The organism is uncultured Succiniclasticum sp. (assembly GCF_902793885.1).
Classification (GTDB): Bacteria; Bacillota; Negativicutes; order Acidaminococcales; family Acidaminococcaceae; genus Succiniclasticum.
In genome coordinates this window covers 1-18,608 of the sequence record NZ_CADBFF010000020.1, presented here as the reverse complement: position 1 = coordinate 18,608, position 18,608 = coordinate 1, and the positions used below count along the sequence as shown (strand labels likewise).

Here is an 18,608-nt window from a genome sequence, read left to right as displayed (position 1 = left end):
AAAAGGAAGTGCGGGGGCATTGCATCAGCATTTCCGGAAGAATGAGGGGCGGTAGTATGCGGAAAAAGTATGATGTTGCTGTAATTGGCGGAGGACCTGCCGCCATTTTTGCCTGCTGGGAATTCAGTGAAAAGTTCCCCGGGCTTTCCGTAGTTATGCTGGAAGAAGGGCATACCGTAACAAAGCGCCACTGTCCGCTGGCTGCCGGCAAAACCGACCACTGCCTGCGCTGTGTTCCCTGTGCGATCATGCGGGGGTTCGGCGGCGCCGGTGCGTTTTCGGACGGCAAATATAACTTTACTACCGAATTTGGCGGCTGGCTGCCAGAGTATCTGCCCAAGCAGACCGTGATGGACCTGATTGATTACGTGGACTCCATCAACTGCCGGTACGGTGCGCCCGGCGAAACCTTTACAACCAAGAATTCTTCCATCGGCCGCAAGGCCCTGGGCTATGACCTGCATCTGTTAAACGGCAAGGTCCGCCATCTGGGTACTGAAAACAATCTGCAGATTATGGAAAATATTTTCGAAGACCTGAGTAAAAAGGTTGATATTTTCTGTGATACCAAAGTGAACAGCTTTTGCAAGGAAGCGGATGAATTCGTGCTGGATACGTCAAAAGGCGAACTGCGCAGTACCTATCTGATTGCGGCTCCCGGCCGGGCCGGCGCGGAATGGTTTACGGAGCAGGGCCGGAAGCTGGGGCTTGCTTTTACCAATAATGCGGTAGACGTAGGCGTCCGGGTGGAAGTTCCGGCTGCGGTCTTCAAGCACATTACCGACGAAGTGTATGAGGCAAAGCTGGTTTACCGTACGAAGCAGTACAATGACCTGGTGCGGACGTTCTGTATGAACCCCAACGGCTATGTGGTGGCGGAAAACACGGACGGCATCGTTACCGTAAACGGTCACAGCTATGCGGATCCGGCACGGCAGAGTGAAAATACGAATTTTGCCCTGCTGGTGAGCAATAAATTTACGGAACCCTTTAAAGAACCCCACCAATACGGCAAACGGATTGCGTCTTTTTCCAATCTGTTAGGCGGAGGCGTTCTGCTGCAACGTTTCGGAGATCTGGTCAAAGGCCGCCGTACCAATGAGAGAAGGCTGGCAAAAAGCTTTACGCGTCCTACCCTGAACGCAACGCCGGGGGATTTGAGCCTGGTGCTGCCGAAGCGGCAACTGGACGATATTATTGAAATGATTTATGCGTTGGACAAGATTGCTCCCGGCATGGCCAACGCGGATACGCTTCTGTACGGGGTGGAAGTGAAATTCTACAGTTCCCGTCTGGATCTGGATGAGCATCTGGAAACAAAAATTCCTAACTTGTTTGCGGCCGGGGACGGCGCCGGCATTACCAGAGGTTTGTCCCAAGCCAGTGCCAGCGGTGTATTTATTGCGAGAGAGATAGGAAAACGAGCACAGAAATTATCGTGAAGAGGGCCGCGACGGAACGCGGCGTTATCGGATACAGATGAGGAGGTGCACATGGCAAAAGAACACTGGGATGTGATCCGTGCGGAATTTATTACATCTGCAGTCCGCGCGGAACAGTATCCCAAACCATATTTACCGGAAGTAGCGTTTATCGGGCGTTCTAATGTGGGCAAGTCTTCTTTGATCAATTCGGTCTGCCGCCGGAATGGGCTGGCCAGGGTCAGCTCTTCGCCCGGCAAGACGCAGACGCTGAATTTTTATCGGCTGGATGCCAAGCGGGTCACGGAACAGGCCGAAGACAGGACACAGTTTTATCTGGTGGATCTTCCCGGTTATGGGTTCGCAAAAACCAATCATAAAAACAAGGAACAGTGGTCCGGTTTTATCCGCAAGTATCTGGAGGAGGCTCCGAACCTGGCGCTGGTCTGCCAGCTTATGGACATACGCCATAATCTGATGGACAGTGATGTGGAGGCCTATAAATGGATGCAGGAGTGTGGGCTCAACGTTCATGTCGTGCTTACCAAAGCGGATAAACTCAGCCGGAATGCGGCGATGTCACAGCGCGCGGCGTTTAAGAAGGCGCTGGGACTTGCGGAGGAACAGATTACAGCCTATTCCGTTTTGCAGCCTACCATGCGGCTGGACTTTATTAACCGCATCATGGCAGCCCTGACAGCAAATTCGGAAGTGAATTTGGAAGAATAATCTTCCGGCTGCATGATTTTTGCAAAAAAATAAAATAAATAGCTTGACAGACTTAATAGGAATCGTTATAATTAAAGCATCAAATAAATATTTCGTGCAGTTTATTAAATCGGCGTAATTCCGATGTGATCCCGTCACCGTATAACCGGAATGTAAACTGTATAAGCATCCGTGCTTAACCTGCGAGCGACAGGATAGTGATGTTAGACAGGAAGTACCTTTCTAGGTGAGAGTGGGAAGGTGCCAGTGACCGATATCAAGACCGTTCTTGCGCAAGCAGAAACGGTCTTATTCTTTTACTTGCAGGGCGAAATATTATTGATTGTTTAATTTGCTATTCACAAGTCATTTAGCAAAATTCCCATCCTTCTCCTTCTCCTTTTGACACAGCTGCAAATAAAAAACCCGCATCTGGACCATGCGGGTTTTTTATTTGCCTGAAAAAGGCGGAGTATTTAGCAGTGTATTTAAATGTAAGAATTACCGGTATGCATTTTCGGATTCCGAAACCCCGGTTTAATGGCGGTGTTCCCCGTAACACTCATGGCAAACTTCGCTTACAGGATTGATATGTACCATGCAGTGTTTGACATTGGGGAAATCCTTTTCAATGGAATGGTGGATGCTTTCCGCAATCTGATGGGATTGCAGCAGGGTCAGGTTATCGTCGGCGCTGACTTCCACATCCACAAAGATGCGGCTGCCGAACTGGCGGGTGTGCAGCAGGTCGATGTGATTGACGCCGGGGATTGCGGCGACCTTGGCCCGCATGGCATCTTCTTCTTCCTTGGAGCAGGCTTTGTCAACCATTTTATCAATGGCTCCCATAAAAATTTCATAGCCGGCCTGCAGGATCATCAGACAGATTACCACGCTGGCGATGGGGTCCAGGATGGGGTAGCCCATGCGGGCGCCCAGAATACCGATGAAGCTGCCGACGGAAGACAGGGAATCGCTGCGGTGGTGCCAGGCGTCTGCCATCAGCGCATCGGATTCCAGCATCAGCGCATAATGACGCGTGTACCAGTACATGGCTTCTTTTACTACAATAGAAATGATGGCGGCTGCCAGGGGCAGGAACGTAGGAATGGTAATAGACTCTGTATCCTGGTTCAGGATTTTCTCTATGCCGGCGTAGCCGATGGCAAGTCCGGTCAGGGCTAAAATAACAGAGAGCAGGATGGAAGCCACGCACTCCAGGCGTTCATGGCCATACTGGTGGTCGTCGTCCGACGCTCTTCCGGAGATTTTGATGCCGGCCATGACAATAAACGTTGCGAAAACATCCGAAGCCGAATGGATGGCATCGGAGACCATGGCAGCGGAATGACCGAAGATACCGGCGACAAATTTGCCCAGGGACAGAAAGACGTTGACCGCGATGCTGTACCAGGAGATGCGCATGGCAATCTTTTCACGGTTGGAAGTAACATGCAGTGAATTCATAAAAACACTCCTTTATATTTTGATGGGGCGTTTTATGATGCTGCGTACGCCGGACGCTGCCCTTTGCTGCAGAAAATAAGGAAACGCGGATGAATCCGTCTGTAAATAAACGCATGTAATCAGCGTATCTTTATAAGGCAGATGCAACATGGGGCAGTGGAACGAAGTATGCCTTTCGGGATATTAACGACAATGATAAGGCCATGCAAATGATTTGTCAATAGGAATTTTTCCTTGTTAACATGCGCTAACACCAGTTAGCATCGGCTTCGCCGCATGGTGCATGTATCAGGGGAAATGTAAAATTTTTATAAATTTATTTCTGTTTTGCGTCGGATAAGCCCGCCTGGCTGTGCAATTTTTATTCCGGAGAAAAAATAGTGCTTGACAGCGTTACCCGAGGTTGGTAAACTAAAAAAGTACAATTTTTTATAAAAACGGCTGGGAACGGGAGGAGTACTGCAGGAAGACCTGAAGAGAGGGCGAGGCTGGTGAAAATCGTCCGGTGGAAATGCAGGAAGGTAGCCCGGGAGCCGGAACGCTGAAGTATGACAGAGAAAATAATGATTCGCAGCCAAATCTTCATATTATCTTATGTGATGATTTGCGAATGAACGGCAAGTTCATGGAATGAATGCGCGTTTTGTTGTGCATCTCTGTAATATGCGTAAGCGTTCCCGTGTTACACGTTACGTAATCAATAAGAGCTTTGTCCATAGTCAGGTGGGCATCCTATCACGCAAATATTGATTCAATCCGTAGTTGCGTAAAATATGCCGGAGTTTCACCTGAATAATGAACAGAGAATTCAGGTGGTACCACGGTCATTCGTCCTGTTGCAATGTTGTAACAGGGCTTTTTTGTTTTCATAAGGAGACGCTGATTAATCAGTGTTGCCTTAAGCATTGAGTTTGGTAATAATTAAATTTTTATAGGTTCACAGGAGGAAAGAACATGGCAGAAGAGCACAACATCCCTAAAACGTATGATCCCGCATCGGTGGAGAAGAAATGGTATCAGTTCTGGGAAAAGAATAAATATTTCCACGCGGAACCGGACCCGGACAGAAAACCGTTTACCATTGTCATTCCGCCTCCCAATATTACAGGACAGCTGCACATGGGGCATGCCCTGGACAACACGCTGCAGGATATCCTGATCCGCTGGCACCGTATGATGGGGGATAACACAATCTGGTTCCCCGGCTACGACCATGCCGGACTGGCAACCCAGATTAAGGTAGAAGAAGAAATTAAAAAGAATGAAGGACTGACCCGCTATGACCTGGGCCGGGAAGAGTTCGTGAAACGGGTCTGGGCCTGGAAAGAACAGTACAGCAACCGGATCATCGACCAGCTGAAATGTCTGGGCATTTCCTGCGACTGGGACCGCATCCGCTTTACTCTGGATGAAGGCTGCTCCCGGGCGGTGCGGGAAGTGTTTGTTTCCTTATATGAAAGGGGACTGATTTACCGGGGCACCCGCATCACCAACTGGTGTGTCAACTGCAATACGGCGTTAAGCGATATCGAAGTAGAGCACAAGGACGACGCGGGCCATCTGTGGTATATCAAATATCCGATCATCGGTCATGAAGGGGAATACCTGACCATTGCCACCACCCGTCCGGAGACTATCCCCGGCGATACGGCGGTGGCCGTAAATCCGAAAGACGAGCGGTACGGCAAGCTGGTAGGCGAAAAAATCATGCTGCCGATCATGAACCGGGTAATTCCCATTATCGCCGATGACTATGTTGATACAGAATTCGGTACCGGCGCGGTAAAGATTACTCCGGCCCATGACCCCAACGACTATGAGATGAGCCTGCGGCAGAACCTGGAGGCCATTGTTGTCATCGATAAAGACGGTATCATGACCAAAGAGTCCGGACGCTATGAAGGGCAGGAACGGTATGAATGTCGTAAGAATATCGTAAAAGATCTGGACGAACTGGGACTGCTGGTAAAAATTGAAGACTGTCCTCATTCCGTAGGTCACTGCCAGCGCTGCGGCGAACCGATTGAGGCCCTGATTTCCACCCAGTGGTTCGTAAAGATGGAGCCGCTGCTGAAGGCTGCTACGGACTGCGTAAAAGACGGCCGCACCCAATTCGTGCCGGAACGTTTTACCAAGAACTATCTGGGCTGGATGGAAAACATGCACGACTGGTGCATCAGCCGCCAGATTTGGTGGGGACACCGGATCCCTGTCTGGTACTGTGACGACTGCGGCGCGGAAATCGCGTCCCGTACGGATATGGACAAATGCCCGAAGTGCGGCGGTCACGTGCATCAGGATGAAGATGCCCTGGATACCTGGTTCAGTTCTGCCTTGTGGCCGTTCTCCATCATGGGCTGGCCGGAAAAGACAGATGTCCTGAAGCAGTTCTATCCCACCAGCGTACTGGTGACCGGCTACGATATCATCTTCTTCTGGGTGGCCCGCATGCTGATCATGGGCATGGAATTTATGAAGGACATTCCCTTTGACCGGGTGTTTATCCACGGCCTGGTCCGGGATGAGCAGGGCCGGAAGATGAGCAAATCCCTGGGCAACGGTATCGATCCGCTGCAGGTGATCGAACAGTATGGCTGCGATACCCTGCGCTTCATGCTGATCACCGGCAATACGCCCGGCAATGACATGCGTTTCTACTGGAGCCGTCTGGAAGCCACCCGGAACTTTGCCAATAAAATCTGGAACGCTTCCCGCTTCGCGCTGATGAATCTGGAAGGCTATCAGGCCGACGCGAAACGGGCTCCGTACGAGCTGGCGGATAAGTGGATCCTTTCCCGCATGCAGGATGTGGCTGCAGATGTGACCACGCTGCTGGATAAGTTCGAGCTGGGCGAAGCGGGCCGAACCGTGTATGATTTCATCTGGGGCGAGATCTGCGACTGGTATATTGAATTGATCAAACCGAGACTGTACGGCAAAGCCGGGGAAGAAGCACGTGCAACGGCCCAGCAGGTGCTGGTGACCGTGCTGACCGGCGCTATGAAACTGTTGCATCCTTACATGCCGTTTATTACGGAAGAGATTTATCAGGCACTGCCCCATGATACTGAAAGCATCATGATCAGCGCCTGGCCGAAGGCGGATCCCGCCTTGCAGGATAAGGCGGCGGAAAAGGGCATGGAAGCCATCATGAACGCCATCCGGTCCATCCGTGAAATGCGGTCCCAGGTGAATGTGAACCCGGGCAAAAAAGTTCCCGCGATCCTGCTGGTATCGGATGAACTGACAGGAGTGTTCCGGGAGAATGCCGCCTATATCCATCTGCTGGCCAATGTGGACGACATGGAACTGCTGCCGCTGACGGCCGACAAACCGGAAAATGCCATGGCCTCCGTGAATGCGGGCGTGGAAGTATATCTGCCGCTGAAAGCGCTGATTGACGTGGAGGTGGAAACCGCCCGTCTGAATAAGGAACTTGCCGGACTGCAGAAAGAGATGCAGCGGGTGAGCGGCAAGCTGCAGAACCAGGGATTCCTGGCCAAAGCGCCGAAAGAGGTTGTGGAAAAAGAACAGGCAAAAGCGGAAGAATTCGCGGCCAAGATTAAAACCATTGAAGAACGGCTGGCATATCTGAAAACGATTTAAGGAGACGCTGATGAATCAGTGTTTCCTTAAGGTACTGTCCTGAAACTGGTACATCGTAATGCGTGCCGATGTTATGATGCGTGTACTGTAACACTGGTAGAAATATGAAAATCCGGAGATTGTTTTACCATGAATTATGATGAAAGTATTGCCTGGCTGGAAAGTCTGGGGCAGTTCGGCATCCGGCTGGGAATGGAGCGGATCCAGCAGCTTCTGTTTGTGCTGGGCCATCCCGAAAACCAGGTAAAAACGATTCACGTAGCCGGAACCAACGGCAAAGGCAGCGTTACCACCATGATTGCTGCCATTTTGGCGGAGGCAGGGCTGCGGGTGGGAAAATTTACTTCCCCGCACCTTGTCCGCTACAACGAGCGGATCCAGATTAATGAAAAAGATATTCCGGATGAAGACTTCGCGAAAGTTCTGACCACGGTGCGTGAGTTTGCGGATGACCTGGTGAAAAAGGAAGCCTGCGAGCAGCCTACCCAGTTTGAAATTCTGACTGCGGCGGCCTTCCATTACTTTGCCCTGCAGCAGGTGGATTACGCCGTGATCGAGGTGGGTCTGGGGGGCTTATGGGATTCTACCAATTTAATTAAGCCTCTGGTTTCCGTGATTACCAATATTGCCCTGGATCACACCAAGGTGCTGGGAAATACAATAGAAGAAATTGCCCTGCAAAAAGCCGGCATCATCAAGGAAAAGGTTCCGGTGGTCACCGGGGCGGAAGGCAATGCCCTGGGACCGATCCGGGTGATGGGCGCCCTGAAGGAGGCTCCGCTGTATGAGTACGGCAGATCCTTCCGGGGACAGGAAATCAGCAGTTCTGTCGATGGACAGAAGTTCAGGCTGATGGCCGGGACCAATTACGCTTCGGAGTACGAGATACAGTTGCCGGGGGCGCATCAGATCGTCAACGCTTCCCTTGCCATTGTGGCAGCGAAAATTGTGTCGAAGCAGGACCCACGGATTACAGAGGAACATCTGCATCTTGGCGCGGCCCATACCAAATGGCCGGGGCGGCTGGAAAAAATCAGCAGTTTGCCGGATGTGATTCTGGACGGGGCCCATAATCCCAATGGGGCGGAAGCCCTGCGGAACGCGCTGGACAAATATTATCCGGACAGGAAACGGGCTTTTGTTTTCGGTATGATGGGCGATAAAAGTGTAGATGAGGTAATCCGGATTTTGTTTCGCCCGTCTGATACGGTGTTTACCGTGCGGGCTGACGACGGGCCCCGGGCTGCGGAAGCGGCGGACCTGGCTGCCCGGGTCGGCAGCAATGCCACACCGGTGGATTCTGTCAGCCGGGCCTACCGGCAGGCCTGTGAGGCGGCGGGTGACGACGGTGTCGTCTGCGTTTGCGGTTCCCTGTATCTGGTGGGGACGTTTAAGGCGAGCGTAAGAATATAAGAATAAGTGCTGATTCATTATGAACGGGCAGCATTTTGGGATTCCGTGTTTTTTTGCAATTTGAAATCCGGAGAAACGAATGGGTTAAGGTGCGGAGATGATAGAAGATACAAACGTAACGGCAAAAGAATACCGTAAGATGCAGAAGTTTCTTTTGCTGATCGCGGGGTGTATCGCCCTTGACCAGACCCTGCTCAGCATTGTGATCTTGCTGTCGCTGCTGATGGGACTGCAGATTGCGTGGAAGGAACGCGGTATTTCACAGCTGCGCGTCTGGCCTCGTCATTTAAAATGGCTGTTGTTGCTGCTGTTGGCCACAGGTTATGTTTCACTGCATAATCCGCTGGTTACCCACCCCTTTGATTGTACGTTTAATTTCTTTTATGTCGTGGGACAGTATGTGTCTGTGGTCTGGCTGGTCACACGTTTCGGGAACTGTTTTGCGGGGACAAGTCCTTTTGCCAGGCCGGCCCCTTACGAGGACGGCTTGCCGTTTTGGAAAGTTTTTATGCGCCAGCCTTTTCCGTTGCGCATGCTTCGTGTTCTGGGATGGGTGGCCGTTGTCTCTGTCCTGATTGGTATCGGGCAGCACTATTTTGGCGGTGCCACCGATGCCTTATGGGTTGACAAAGAAGCGAACCCGCTGTTGCGGAACCGTGTCTTTTCGAGCTGGGAGAACCCCAATATATTTGCCGGCTACTTATGCATTGTGGCAGCCTATGTGATGGGTTACATCAGCGTGGAGAAAAATTCGCGGAAACGCTGGGGACTGTTTGGCATCCTGCTGCTGGTCATCCTTTGCGAAGTGTTTACATTCTCCCGGGGGTTCTGGGTGGCCATGGCCGCAGAAGTACTGGCCTTTGTCCTTTTCTTTTACCGGAGGGGTATCCTGTATCTTTGCGGTGTTGCACTGGCAGGTGCCGCGCTGGCAGGTCCGGCCGTCTGGCAGCGCCTCAATACCCTCCGGCATGTTACGGAAGACTCTTCGGCCGCTATGAGACTGGCTTATCTGGAAATTGCCCAGGCGGTTGTGGAGGAGCATCCGCTGGGGATCGGCTGGTACAATTACCGTTATGTTTTTCCGGAATATGATTTCTATTTTAAAAATCCGGACGTAATTATGTATCACTGCCACAACCTGTTTCTGAATGTCGCTGCGGAACTGGGACTGCCGGGCTTGGTCCTGTTTTTGTGCGCGTGGGTGTATATGCTTTATCTGGCTGTAAAACTGGTTCGGAAAGCAAGGTTTTTGTGGGTGCAGGCTTTTGCTGCAGGCTACCTGCTGATGAGCCTGGGCATCGCCGTCGGAGGACTTGGAGACCACGTCCTTTTCAATGTGCGCATGGGCGTCCTTTTTTGGCTTTTAAATACACTTTTGGTCCTGATTTGGAATGTTAATAGGTTTGCCTCCGAATAACGAAGCATAAGAAAATGATTCCCACTAAAAAAATGCAATTTGTGTAACTTGTCTTGCGCAAAGCTTTGATAATTGGTAAAATTGTTTCGGAAATTGAGACTGTTTTGAAATAAATCGCGCCTTTTCATCCTGTAAAAAGATGGGAACCACAGGTATTTTTCCGGAAAGTTTTGGGTAATTCCAAATTTTGTGTAAATCTATTCGCTTTTTTGTTTCTTTTGTGTTATAATAATTTCGGATTCAAAGCAAACCTTGTTTCCGTAAATTTAGATACGGGATTTGCGGAACCAAGTTTGTTTTACCCGCGGCTTGCCGCGGAAATTTTCTCATAATATTTTAAGGAGGAAGGTAATTATTATGGTAGGTTTTGAAGACATCAAAGATCGTGTTTGTGAATCAGTAGTTTGCAAATTTAAAACTGCTGAAGAAGCTGCTGAAATGATCAAAGACGGCGACTGCCTCGGCGTCAGCGGCTTTACTCCGTCCGGCTATCCGAAGGCTGTGCCTCTGGCTCTGGCTGAAAAAGCAAAAAAGACTCCTTTCAAAGTTAATGTTTGGACCGGCGCGTCCGTAGGTCCGGAAATTGATGCTGCCATGGTTGAAGCTGGCTGCATGGACCGCCGCCTGCCTTATCAGACCAATGCAACCCTGCGTAAAGCTATCAACGCCGGCAAAGTTCGTTATGCCGACATTCATCTGTCCCATTTCGCACAGATGGCCCGTTACGGCTTCATGGCTGACCGTAAGAAAATTGATTTCGCTATCGTTGAAGTCTGCAAGATCAACGACCTGGGCGACGGCAAAGTTGGCCTGATCCCGACCACTTCCATGGGCAACAGCTCCTCTTACGTTGCTACTGCTCCGAAAGTAATCGTAGAAGTTAACACCACCCAGCCGGTAAGCCTGGAAGGCATGCATGACTCCTATGTTCCGCTGGATCCTCCGAACCGTAAACCGATTCCTATTGAAAGACCGGAAGACCGTATCGGTACTCCGTATATCCCCTGCGAACTGGATAAGATCGTAGCTGTAGTTCCCTGCGACATCACCGATAAAGTTCGTCCGCTGGGCGAAATCGACGAAGACGCAAAACATATGGGCCAGAACCTGGTTAACTTCCTGAAGAACGAAGTTAAGGAAGGCCGTCTGCCGGCTAACCTGCTGCCGTTACAGTCCGGCGTAGGCTCCGTTGCCAACGCGGTTATCAACGGTCTGGTTAACTCCGACTTCAAAGATCTGACCGTTTACACCGAAGTAATCCAGGACGGTATGTTCGACCTGATCGACGCCGGCAAACTGCGCGTTGCTTCCGGTACCGCTCTGACTCCGTCTCCGGAATGCCAGAAGAAGTTCTATGAAAACGTAGACTTCTACAAAAAATATCTGCTGCTCCGTCCGCAGGAAATTTCCAACAGCCCGGAAGTTGCCCGTCGTATCGGCGTTATCGCTATGAACACCGCTATCGAAGTTGATATCTATGGCAACGTTAACTCCACCCATATTTGCGGCACCAAGTTGATGAACGGTGTTGGCGGTTCCGGCGACTTCGCACGTAACGGCTACCTGACCGTATTCTTCACCAACTCCCTGGCAAAGGGCGGCAAGATCAGTTCCGTAGTTCCGTTCTGCAGCCATATCGACCATGCAACCCTGGACGTTGACGTTATCGTTTCCGAACGCGGCGTTGCCGATCTGCGCGGCCTGACCCCGAAAGAAAAAGCTCCGATCATCATCGATCAGATTGCCAACCCGAAATATCAGCCGTACCTGTATGATTACTTCAAGAGGGCCTGCGAGAAGTGCGGCAACAGCCAGACCCCGCATATCCTGTCCGAAGCATTCGACGTTTACAAATGGTTCGAAGAAACCGGCTCCATGGAAAAACCGGCTGAATAAAAATAATTTTTGCAAAAGCTTGAATTATTGTGTAAAATAGTTTACAATGTATTAGTCGGGTGAGGCTGAGGTCTCGGCCTCACCCCCTAAATCACAATCGTCCAATTGTGATTTTCCGATTGTTGACTCGATCCCTTGCGGATCTTGCCATAAAAACCGTCTCTGACGGAACACTCTCACCGTGATGCGGAACTGTCCAATCCGCGTTGCGAAACCAAATTTATATTTATATTTTTAAGGAGGATTTGAGAATGGCAAATGAAACTCTGAAAGCGGGATTTGATGCGTACATGGCGAAAGCTGATGCTGCCAGCGCTAAATTCCCGGAACGTGCACACCTGGAACCCAATCGTCTGTATACCCCTCTGGATATCGAAGGTTTTGATTATGAAAAAGACCTCGGCTATCCCGGCGAATATCCCTTCACCCGTGGCGTACAGCCGACCATGTATCGCGGCAAATTCTGGACCATGCGTATGTATGCTGGTTTCTCCACTGCTGAAGAATCCAACAAACGGTATCGTTACCTGTTAGCTAACGGTGGCAGCGGCCTGTCCTGCGCATTCGACCTGCCGACCCAGATCGGTTATGATTCCACCGATCCGATGGCTGAAGGCGAAGTTGGTAAAGTAGGCGTAGCTATCGACTCCCTGGCTGATATGGAAATCCTGTTTGACCAGATCGCTCTGGACAAAGTTTCCACCTCCATGACCATCAACGCTCCGGCATCCGTACTGCTGTGCATGTACATTGCTGTTGCCAAGAAACAGGGCGTTCCTTCCGACGCACTGCGCGGCACCATTCAGAATGATATTCTGAAAGAATATGCTGCACGCGGCACCTACATTTTCCCGCCGAAACCGTCCATGCGTCTGATCACCAACATTTTTGAATATTGCGCCAAATACGTTCCGAAATGGAACACCATCTCCATTTCCGGTTACCACATCCGTGAAGCTGGTTCCACCGCTTCCCAGGAAATCGCATTCACCATCGCTGACGGCATCGCTTATGTAGAAGCTGCTATCAAAGCTGGTATGGACGTTGACGCTTTTGCAGGCCGTCTGTCCTTCTTCTGGAATGCTCATAACAACGTATTGGAAGAAGTTGCTAAATTCCGTGCTTCCCGCCGCGTATGGGCTAAAGTTATGAAAGAACGCTTTGGCGCTAAGAAAGCTAAATCCATGATGCTGCGTGTACACACTCAGACTGCTGGTTCCATGCTGACTGCTCAGCAGCCCAACAACAACATCGTTCGTGTTGCTTTACAGACTGCAGCAGCTGTTATGGGTGGCACCCAGTCCCTGCACACCAACTCCAAGGACGAAGCTCTGGCTCTGCCGACCACTGAATCCGTTACCATCGCTCTGCGTACCCAGCAGATCGTTGCGTACGAATCCGGCCTGGCTGATACCATCGACCCGCTGGGCGGTTCCTACTATGTAGAAGCTCTGACCAACAAGATCGAAAAAGAAGCTTGGGATTACATTGAAAAGATTGACGAACTCGGTGGCGCTCCCGAAGCTATCGCTAAAGGCTACATCCAGAAAGAAATCCAGGATTCCGCTTACAAATGGCAGATGGATATCGAAGCTGGCCGTCGCATCATCGTTGGCGTTAACAAATTCACCCAGGAAGAAGAACCTCCGAAAAACCTGCTGCGCGTAGACGGCTCTGTAGGCAAACTGCAGGCTGACAAGATCGCCAAAGTTAAAGCAAAACGCGACAACGCTGCTGTAGCTGCTAAACTGGCTGCTCTGAAAGCTGCTTGCGCTGATGAACATGTAAATCTGGTTCCGCTGATTCTGGAAGCTGTTGAAGCGTATGCAACCGAAGGCGAAATCTGCGGCGTAATGCGTGAAGTATTCGGCGAATACAAAGCTCATACCGCATTATAATTTGAAATTAAAGCAAAAATTAACGGAGGTAATAATATAATGGCTAACATTAAAGTATTAGTTGCAAAACCGGGTCTGGACGGACATGACCGTGGTGCAAAAGTTGTAGCTCGTGCTCTGCGCGACGCTGGTTTTGAAGTAATTTACACTGGCATTCGCCTGACCCCCGAGCAGATCGCTGAAGCTGCTCTGCAGGACGACGTTAACGTAGTAGCTCTGAGCCTGCTGTCCGGCGCTCACAACACCCTGTTCCCGAAAGTAGTTGAACTGCTGAAGGAAAAAGGAATGACCGACGTTCTGGTTATCGGCGGCGGCGTTATTCCTGACGCTGACATCCCCGGCCTGAAGGCTGCCGGCATTGCCGAAGTATTCACTCCCGGCACCCCGACCAGCAAAGTTGTTGAATTCATCAACGCTAACGTAAAGTAATTCCTTCTTAAAACCAAAAGATGCAAGCCGGGAGCTTTTCCCGGTCTTGCATCTTTCATAACTATTATCAACAAGGCGGTGTGATAAAGAGCTATGGACATTGTAGAAGAAATTTTAAAGCATAATCGTCTTGCACTTTCCAAAGGCATAACAGCTGTTGAAAATGAGTATGACAATGCAGTTGATATAATGACCAAGATTTACTCGCACACGGGACATGCCTATGTTATCGGTATTACCGGACCTCCCGGCGCAGGTAAATCCACTTTGACTGATAAGATTGCAAAAGAATTCCGCAGACGCGGTAAGACCGTAGGTATTGTTGCAATTGACCCCACGAGCCCGTATTCCGGCGGCGCTATTTTAGGCGACCGTATCCGTATGATGGATCTGATGATGGATTCCGGAATTTTTATTCGTTCCATGGCAACCCGTGGCAGTCTGGGCGGTCTGTCCCAGAAAGCCGGCGATGCAGTAAAGCTGATGGACGCATTTGGCATGGATATTATTTTGGTTGAAACTGTCGGCGTTGGCCAGTCTGAGGTAGACATTGTCAAGACGGCAGATACGACCATGGTAGTCGTAATTCCCGGTATGGGTGACGACATTCAGGCGATTAAAGCCGGTATTCTCGAAATCGGTGATTTGATTACTATCAATAAAGCTGATCGGGAAGGTGCCGATAAACTGAATATTGAAATGGAAATGATGTTGGAGTTAAACAACGAAAAGAATGCCGGTTGGCGCCCGCCCATTAATCGGACGATTGCCAGCAAGGATCAGGGCGCTGACAAGGTAGTTGACTCTATCCTGGCTCATCAGAAGTTCCTTACTGAGACCGGCAAACTGGCTGATATCCGCAAAGAAAGAATCAAATCCGAAGTAACGGATATGGTCAATGTTCGTGTTAACCGTTACATAGATAAGAATGTGGTTCGTACGACTGAGTTTAATGAGACCATCGAACGTCTCCAGCGCAGGGAAATTGAACCGTATTCCGTGGTTGATACCATCGTTTCTAAGGTACTCAAATAAGAGGTACCTTAAAATAAATAATTTAATTTTTTAGGAGGATGATTCTTATGGCATTTACAGTTTCGAAGATTGATCACATTGGAGTTGCCTGCAAGGATTTAGACATTTCCAAAAAATTCTACACCGATATTCTGGGTTTGGAATGCACCGGTGAAGAAGCGGTTCCGTCTCAGGGCGTAAAAACCGTATTCATTAAATGCGGTCCGAACTTAATCGAGCTCCTGGTAGACATCACCGAAAACAACGATGGCCCGATCGGCAAATACATTGCTAAGAACGGCCAGGGCATTCAGCATGTAGCTCTGCTGGTAGACGATCTGGTAGCAGCCATTGCCGACGTACAGGCAAAAGGCGGCGTTATGATCGACAAAGCTCCTCGCGGCGGTGCTGGCGGAATGGACATTGCTTTCGTACATCCGAAATCTGTTGGCATTCTGTTAGAGCTCTGCACTCCGCACAAAGCTTAATTTAAAAAGATTGATCGGTTTGTAAATTGTTTTGGTTACATTACCTGCCCGTCTAAAATACGGGCAGGGTGTAATATATAAAAATAAGTTCTCCCAATAATTTATGGAGGTGTCAAAACTTGACTACTCAAGAACGAATTGAGAAAATGCTCAAAAAGTCCGAAGTGATTATGGGCGCCGGCGGTCCGAAAGCTGTAGCTAAACAGCATGAAAAAGGAAAAATGACCGCTCGGGAAAGAATTGCAGCTTTGCTGGATGAAGGTTCCTTCGTTGAATTGGATCGCTTTGTTCGCCATCGTTGCAACAACTTCGGCCAGGAGAAGAAAGATCTGCCTGGTGAAGGCGTAACCACTGGTTACGGCACTGTTGATGGACGTCTGGTTTATGTATTTGCACAGGATTTCACCGTTGAAGGCGGTTCCCTGGGTGAAATGCATGCCAACAAGATTGCCAAAGTTCAGAAGCTGGCCCTGAAGATGGGTGCTCCGTGCGTTGGCCTGAACGACTCCGGCGGAGCTCGTATTCAGGAAGCTATCGACGCTCTGGGCGGCTATGGCAAACTGTTCTTCAACAACACCATTTCTTCCGGTGTTATCCCCCAGATTTCTGCTATCATGGGACCGTCCGCAGGCGGCGCTGTTTACAGCCCGGCTCTGACCGACTTCATCTACATGGTAAAAGAAACCTCCAAGATGTTCATCACCGGCCCGCTGGTAGTTAAATCCGTTACCGGTGAAGAAGTAACCCAGGAACAGCTGGGTGGCGCTATGACCCACAACTCCCGTTCCGGTGTTGCTAACTTCGCAGCTGAAGATGACGCTGACTGCATCCAGCAGATCCGTTATCTGTTAAGCTTCCTGCCTTCCAACAACATGGAAACCGCTCCGATCGTTGACACTGGCGACGATCCGAACCGTACTGCAGAAGAGCTGAACAGCATTTGCCCGGACAACAGCAATGCTCCGTACGATATGTACGACGTAATCAAAGCTATTGTTGATAACGGCGAATACTATGAAAACCAGAAATACTGGGCTCAGAACATCATCACCTGCTTCGCTCGTATGGATGGCGAAACCGTAGGTATCATCGCTAACCAGCCGAAAGTTATGGCAGGCTGCCTGGATATCAACGCATCCGACAAATCCTCTCGTTTCATTCGCTTCTGCGACGCATTCAACATTCCTATCCTGAACCTGGTTGACGTACCTGGCTTCCTGCCCGGCACCGTACAGGAATATGGCGGAATCATTCGTCATGGTGCTAAGATGCTGTATGCTTACTCCGAAGCTACTGTTCCGAAGATCACCCTGGTTACCCGTAAAGCTTACGGCGGATCCTATCTGGCAATGTGCTCCCAGGAACTGGGCGCAGACCAGGTTATCGCTTGGCCGACCGCTGAAATCGCTGTTATGGGACCTGCTGGCGCTGCCAACATCATCTTCAAGAAACAGGATCCGGAAACCCAGAAGAAGAGCACTGAAGAATATGTTGAAAAATTTGCTACTCCGTACATTGCAGCTGAACGCGGCATGGTAGATATCATTATCGAACCGAAGAACAGCCGTCCGGCAGTTATCAGCGCCCTGCATATGTTGGAAACCAAACGCGAGAGCCGTCCGGCAAAACGCCATGGCAACATTCCGTTGTAATTCATACAACAGATAATTCTCGACGCTTATTTTAAACATATAAACGAGGTGAAATGAATGGGTCCTGTAACTAATAACCCGTTTCTGATTGCTATCATCAACATGATCGTCGTATTCGGTGTATTGATCGTACTCGGCGTTCTGATGCATGTAATCGAAATGATTGATCCCACAAAGAAGAAAGCAGCTCCTAAAGCTGCCGCTCCTGTAGCTGCTCCGGCTGCTGCTCCTGTAGCTGCTCCGGTTGTTGAAGACAAGAGCGAAGAAATTGCGGCGGTTATTGCTGCTGCAGTTGCTGCTTGCGGCGGCGCCGAAAATGTTGTAGCAGTACGCATTGCTGCTCCGGCTACTTCGTGGGCTGTTGGCGCTCGCGCTGAAGCACAGACGGTACAACCGTTTTGCTAATTAAAAAATTAAACTAGGGTAATATTATACCTAAATTAAAATTTCAAGGGAGGATTTATATCCATGAAAGCTTATACTATCACCGTTAACGGTACTGCATATGAAGTAGAAGTTGAAGAAAAGGGTGGCGCTGTTGCTGCTGCTCCGCGTGCTGCTGCTCCGGCTCCGCGTGCTGCTGCTCCGGCTCCGAAGGCTGCTCCGGCTCCGGCTCCGGCTGCTAAACCGGTTGCTGCTGGTGCTGCTACCGTTACCGCTCCGATGCCTGGTAAAGTTCTGGAAGTTAAATGCAAAGCTGGCGATGCTGTTAAATCCGGCCAGGTTCTGCTGATTCTGGAAGCTATGAAAATGCAGAACGAAATCATGGCTCCGGCTGACGGCACCATCGCTGACGTTCGCGTTTCCGCAGGCTCTACTGTTAACACCGGCGACGTAATGATCGTTATGTAATTTGATTTGATGTAAGTTGTTTATCGTCAGTTCCAGGGGTGGTTCCCGCAAGGGAACCACCCGGGATTGACGTAAAAGGATAATAGTCTCATTATCCTTTGTTGAACATTAAAAACTTAAACTGAGTGGAGGACTATATATGGAAGCTCTGATTGTATCTCTCCAGTCCGTATGGAACGACTCCGGTTTCGAGGGGTTGACCAGCGGTAACGTAATCATGCTCCTTGTAGGCTTAATTTTGCTCTACATGGCTATCGGCAAAGGTTTCGAACCTCTGCTGCTGTCCAACATCGCCTTCGGCTGCCTGTTGGGCAATATTCCTAAGACCGGCTTCTTTGATGAACCCG

General features: G+C 50.0%; 15 protein-coding genes and 1 other annotated feature. Of the genes, 14 read left to right on the top strand and 1 reads right to left on the bottom strand.

All coding sequences use genetic code 11. The annotated features are described in order from the left end of the window. Positions 1 to 56 precede the first annotated feature (56 nt). Complete coding sequence (locus QZV31_RS09775; RefSeq protein WP_295360019.1) at positions 57 to 1,442, top strand: NAD(P)/FAD-dependent oxidoreductase; 1,386 nt, start codon at positions 57 to 59, stop codon at positions 1,440 to 1,442. A gap of 51 nt (positions 1,443 to 1,493) precedes the next feature. Then, complete coding sequence (gene yihA, locus QZV31_RS09770) at positions 1,494 to 2,150, top strand: ribosome biogenesis GTP-binding protein YihA/YsxC (protein WP_295360016.1); 657 nt, start codon at positions 1,494 to 1,496, stop codon at positions 2,148 to 2,150. A 516-nt stretch (positions 2,151 to 2,666) separates the two neighbouring features. Here yihA and QZV31_RS09765 read toward each other — a convergent pair. Beyond that, positions 2,667 to 3,596 carry a cation diffusion facilitator family transporter gene (locus QZV31_RS09765; RefSeq protein WP_295360014.1) on the bottom strand — a complete coding sequence of 310 codons (930 nt, stop codon included), beginning with the start codon at positions 3,594 to 3,596 and terminating at the stop codon, positions 2,667 to 2,669. Positions 3,597 to 4,030: 434 nt separating this feature from the next. Then, positions 4,031 to 4,435, top strand: a binding site (T-box leader). A gap of 115 nt (positions 4,436 to 4,550) precedes the next feature. Here QZV31_RS09765 and QZV31_RS09760 point away from each other — a divergent pair. From QZV31_RS09760 to QZV31_RS09705, 12 genes are all read left to right on the top strand, one after another. Then, positions 4,551 to 7,202 carry a valine--tRNA ligase gene (locus tag QZV31_RS09760; RefSeq protein WP_295360011.1) on the top strand — a complete coding sequence of 884 codons (2,652 nt, stop codon included), beginning with the start codon at positions 4,551 to 4,553 and terminating at the stop codon, positions 7,200 to 7,202. Between the two features lie 129 nt (positions 7,203 to 7,331). Further along, complete coding sequence (locus tag QZV31_RS09755; RefSeq protein WP_295360008.1) at positions 7,332 to 8,615, top strand: folylpolyglutamate synthase/dihydrofolate synthase family protein; 1,284 nt, start codon at positions 7,332 to 7,334, stop codon at positions 8,613 to 8,615. Positions 8,616 to 8,712: 97 nt separating this feature from the next. Beyond that, entirely contained in the window at positions 8,713 to 10,032 is a 1,320-nt protein-coding gene (locus QZV31_RS09750) for an O-antigen ligase family protein (RefSeq protein ID WP_295360005.1), read from the top strand. Positions 10,033 to 10,389: 357 nt separating this feature from the next. Next, positions 10,390 to 11,928 carry a succinate CoA transferase gene (locus QZV31_RS09745; RefSeq protein ID WP_093912433.1) on the top strand — a complete coding sequence of 513 codons (1,539 nt, stop codon included), beginning with the start codon at positions 10,390 to 10,392 and terminating at the stop codon, positions 11,926 to 11,928. A 251-nt stretch (positions 11,929 to 12,179) separates the two neighbouring features. Next, positions 12,180 to 13,826: a methylmalonyl-CoA mutase family protein gene (locus QZV31_RS09740; protein ID WP_295360001.1), complete on the top strand. Its 1,647-nt coding sequence runs from the start codon at positions 12,180 to 12,182 to the stop codon at positions 13,824 to 13,826. A gap of 39 nt (positions 13,827 to 13,865) precedes the next feature. After that, positions 13,866 to 14,255: a cobalamin B12-binding domain-containing protein gene (locus QZV31_RS09735; protein WP_176760369.1), complete on the top strand. Its 390-nt coding sequence runs from the start codon at positions 13,866 to 13,868 to the stop codon at positions 14,253 to 14,255. A gap of 93 nt (positions 14,256 to 14,348) precedes the next feature. Beyond that, complete coding sequence (meaB, locus tag QZV31_RS09730) at positions 14,349 to 15,290, top strand: methylmalonyl Co-A mutase-associated GTPase MeaB (protein WP_093729418.1); 942 nt, start codon at positions 14,349 to 14,351, stop codon at positions 15,288 to 15,290. A 47-nt stretch (positions 15,291 to 15,337) separates the two neighbouring features. After that, positions 15,338 to 15,757, top strand: a complete 420-nt coding sequence (mce, locus tag QZV31_RS09725; protein ID WP_093729417.1) for a methylmalonyl-CoA epimerase — start codon at positions 15,338 to 15,340, stop codon at positions 15,755 to 15,757. A gap of 146 nt (positions 15,758 to 15,903) precedes the next feature. Next, positions 15,904 to 17,409: a carboxyl transferase domain-containing protein gene (locus QZV31_RS09720; protein WP_093729460.1), complete on the top strand. Its 1,506-nt coding sequence runs from the start codon at positions 15,904 to 15,906 to the stop codon at positions 17,407 to 17,409. 57 nt (positions 17,410 to 17,466) lie between these two features. Next, on the top strand, positions 17,467 to 17,814 hold the full coding sequence (locus QZV31_RS09715) for an OadG family transporter subunit (protein ID WP_295359991.1): 348 nt from the start codon (positions 17,467 to 17,469) through the stop codon (positions 17,812 to 17,814). Between the two features lie 63 nt (positions 17,815 to 17,877). Next, entirely contained in the window at positions 17,878 to 18,261 is a 384-nt protein-coding gene (locus QZV31_RS09710) for a biotin/lipoyl-containing protein (RefSeq protein WP_295359988.1), read from the top strand. 139 nt (positions 18,262 to 18,400) lie between these two features. Further along, positions 18,401 to 18,608 (top strand): sodium ion-translocating decarboxylase subunit beta (locus QZV31_RS09705; RefSeq protein WP_295359985.1); only part of this gene is annotated, 208 nt, incomplete at its 3' end.

What these genes read in the sequence shown, in the direction of transcription:
- QZV31_RS09775 (WP_295360019.1), top strand. Translation starts at nt 57, where the DNA reads ATGCGGAAAAAGTATGATGTTGCTGTAATTGGCGGAGGACCTGCCGCC.
- yihA (WP_295360016.1), top strand. Translation starts at nt 1,494, where the DNA reads ATGGCAAAAGAACACTGGGATGTGATCCGTGCGGAATTTATTACATCT.
- QZV31_RS09765 (WP_295360014.1), bottom strand. Translation starts at nt 3,596, where the DNA reads ATGAATTCACTGCATGTTACTTCCAACCGTGAAAAGATTGCCATGCGC.
- QZV31_RS09760 (WP_295360011.1), top strand. Translation starts at nt 4,551, where the DNA reads ATGGCAGAAGAGCACAACATCCCTAAAACGTATGATCCCGCATCGGTG.
- QZV31_RS09755 (WP_295360008.1), top strand. Translation starts at nt 7,332, where the DNA reads ATGAATTATGATGAAAGTATTGCCTGGCTGGAAAGTCTGGGGCAGTTC.
- QZV31_RS09750 (WP_295360005.1), top strand. Translation starts at nt 8,713, where the DNA reads ATGATAGAAGATACAAACGTAACGGCAAAAGAATACCGTAAGATGCAG.
- QZV31_RS09745 (WP_093912433.1), top strand. Translation starts at nt 10,390, where the DNA reads ATGGTAGGTTTTGAAGACATCAAAGATCGTGTTTGTGAATCAGTAGTT.
- QZV31_RS09740 (WP_295360001.1), top strand. Translation starts at nt 12,180, where the DNA reads ATGGCAAATGAAACTCTGAAAGCGGGATTTGATGCGTACATGGCGAAA.
- QZV31_RS09735 (WP_176760369.1), top strand. Translation starts at nt 13,866, where the DNA reads ATGGCTAACATTAAAGTATTAGTTGCAAAACCGGGTCTGGACGGACAT.
- meaB (WP_093729418.1), top strand. Translation starts at nt 14,349, where the DNA reads ATGGACATTGTAGAAGAAATTTTAAAGCATAATCGTCTTGCACTTTCC.
- mce (WP_093729417.1), top strand. Translation starts at nt 15,338, where the DNA reads ATGGCATTTACAGTTTCGAAGATTGATCACATTGGAGTTGCCTGCAAG.
- QZV31_RS09720 (WP_093729460.1), top strand. Translation starts at nt 15,904, where the DNA reads ATGCTCAAAAAGTCCGAAGTGATTATGGGCGCCGGCGGTCCGAAAGCT.
- QZV31_RS09715 (WP_295359991.1), top strand. Translation starts at nt 17,467, where the DNA reads ATGGGTCCTGTAACTAATAACCCGTTTCTGATTGCTATCATCAACATG.
- QZV31_RS09710 (WP_295359988.1), top strand. Translation starts at nt 17,878, where the DNA reads ATGAAAGCTTATACTATCACCGTTAACGGTACTGCATATGAAGTAGAA.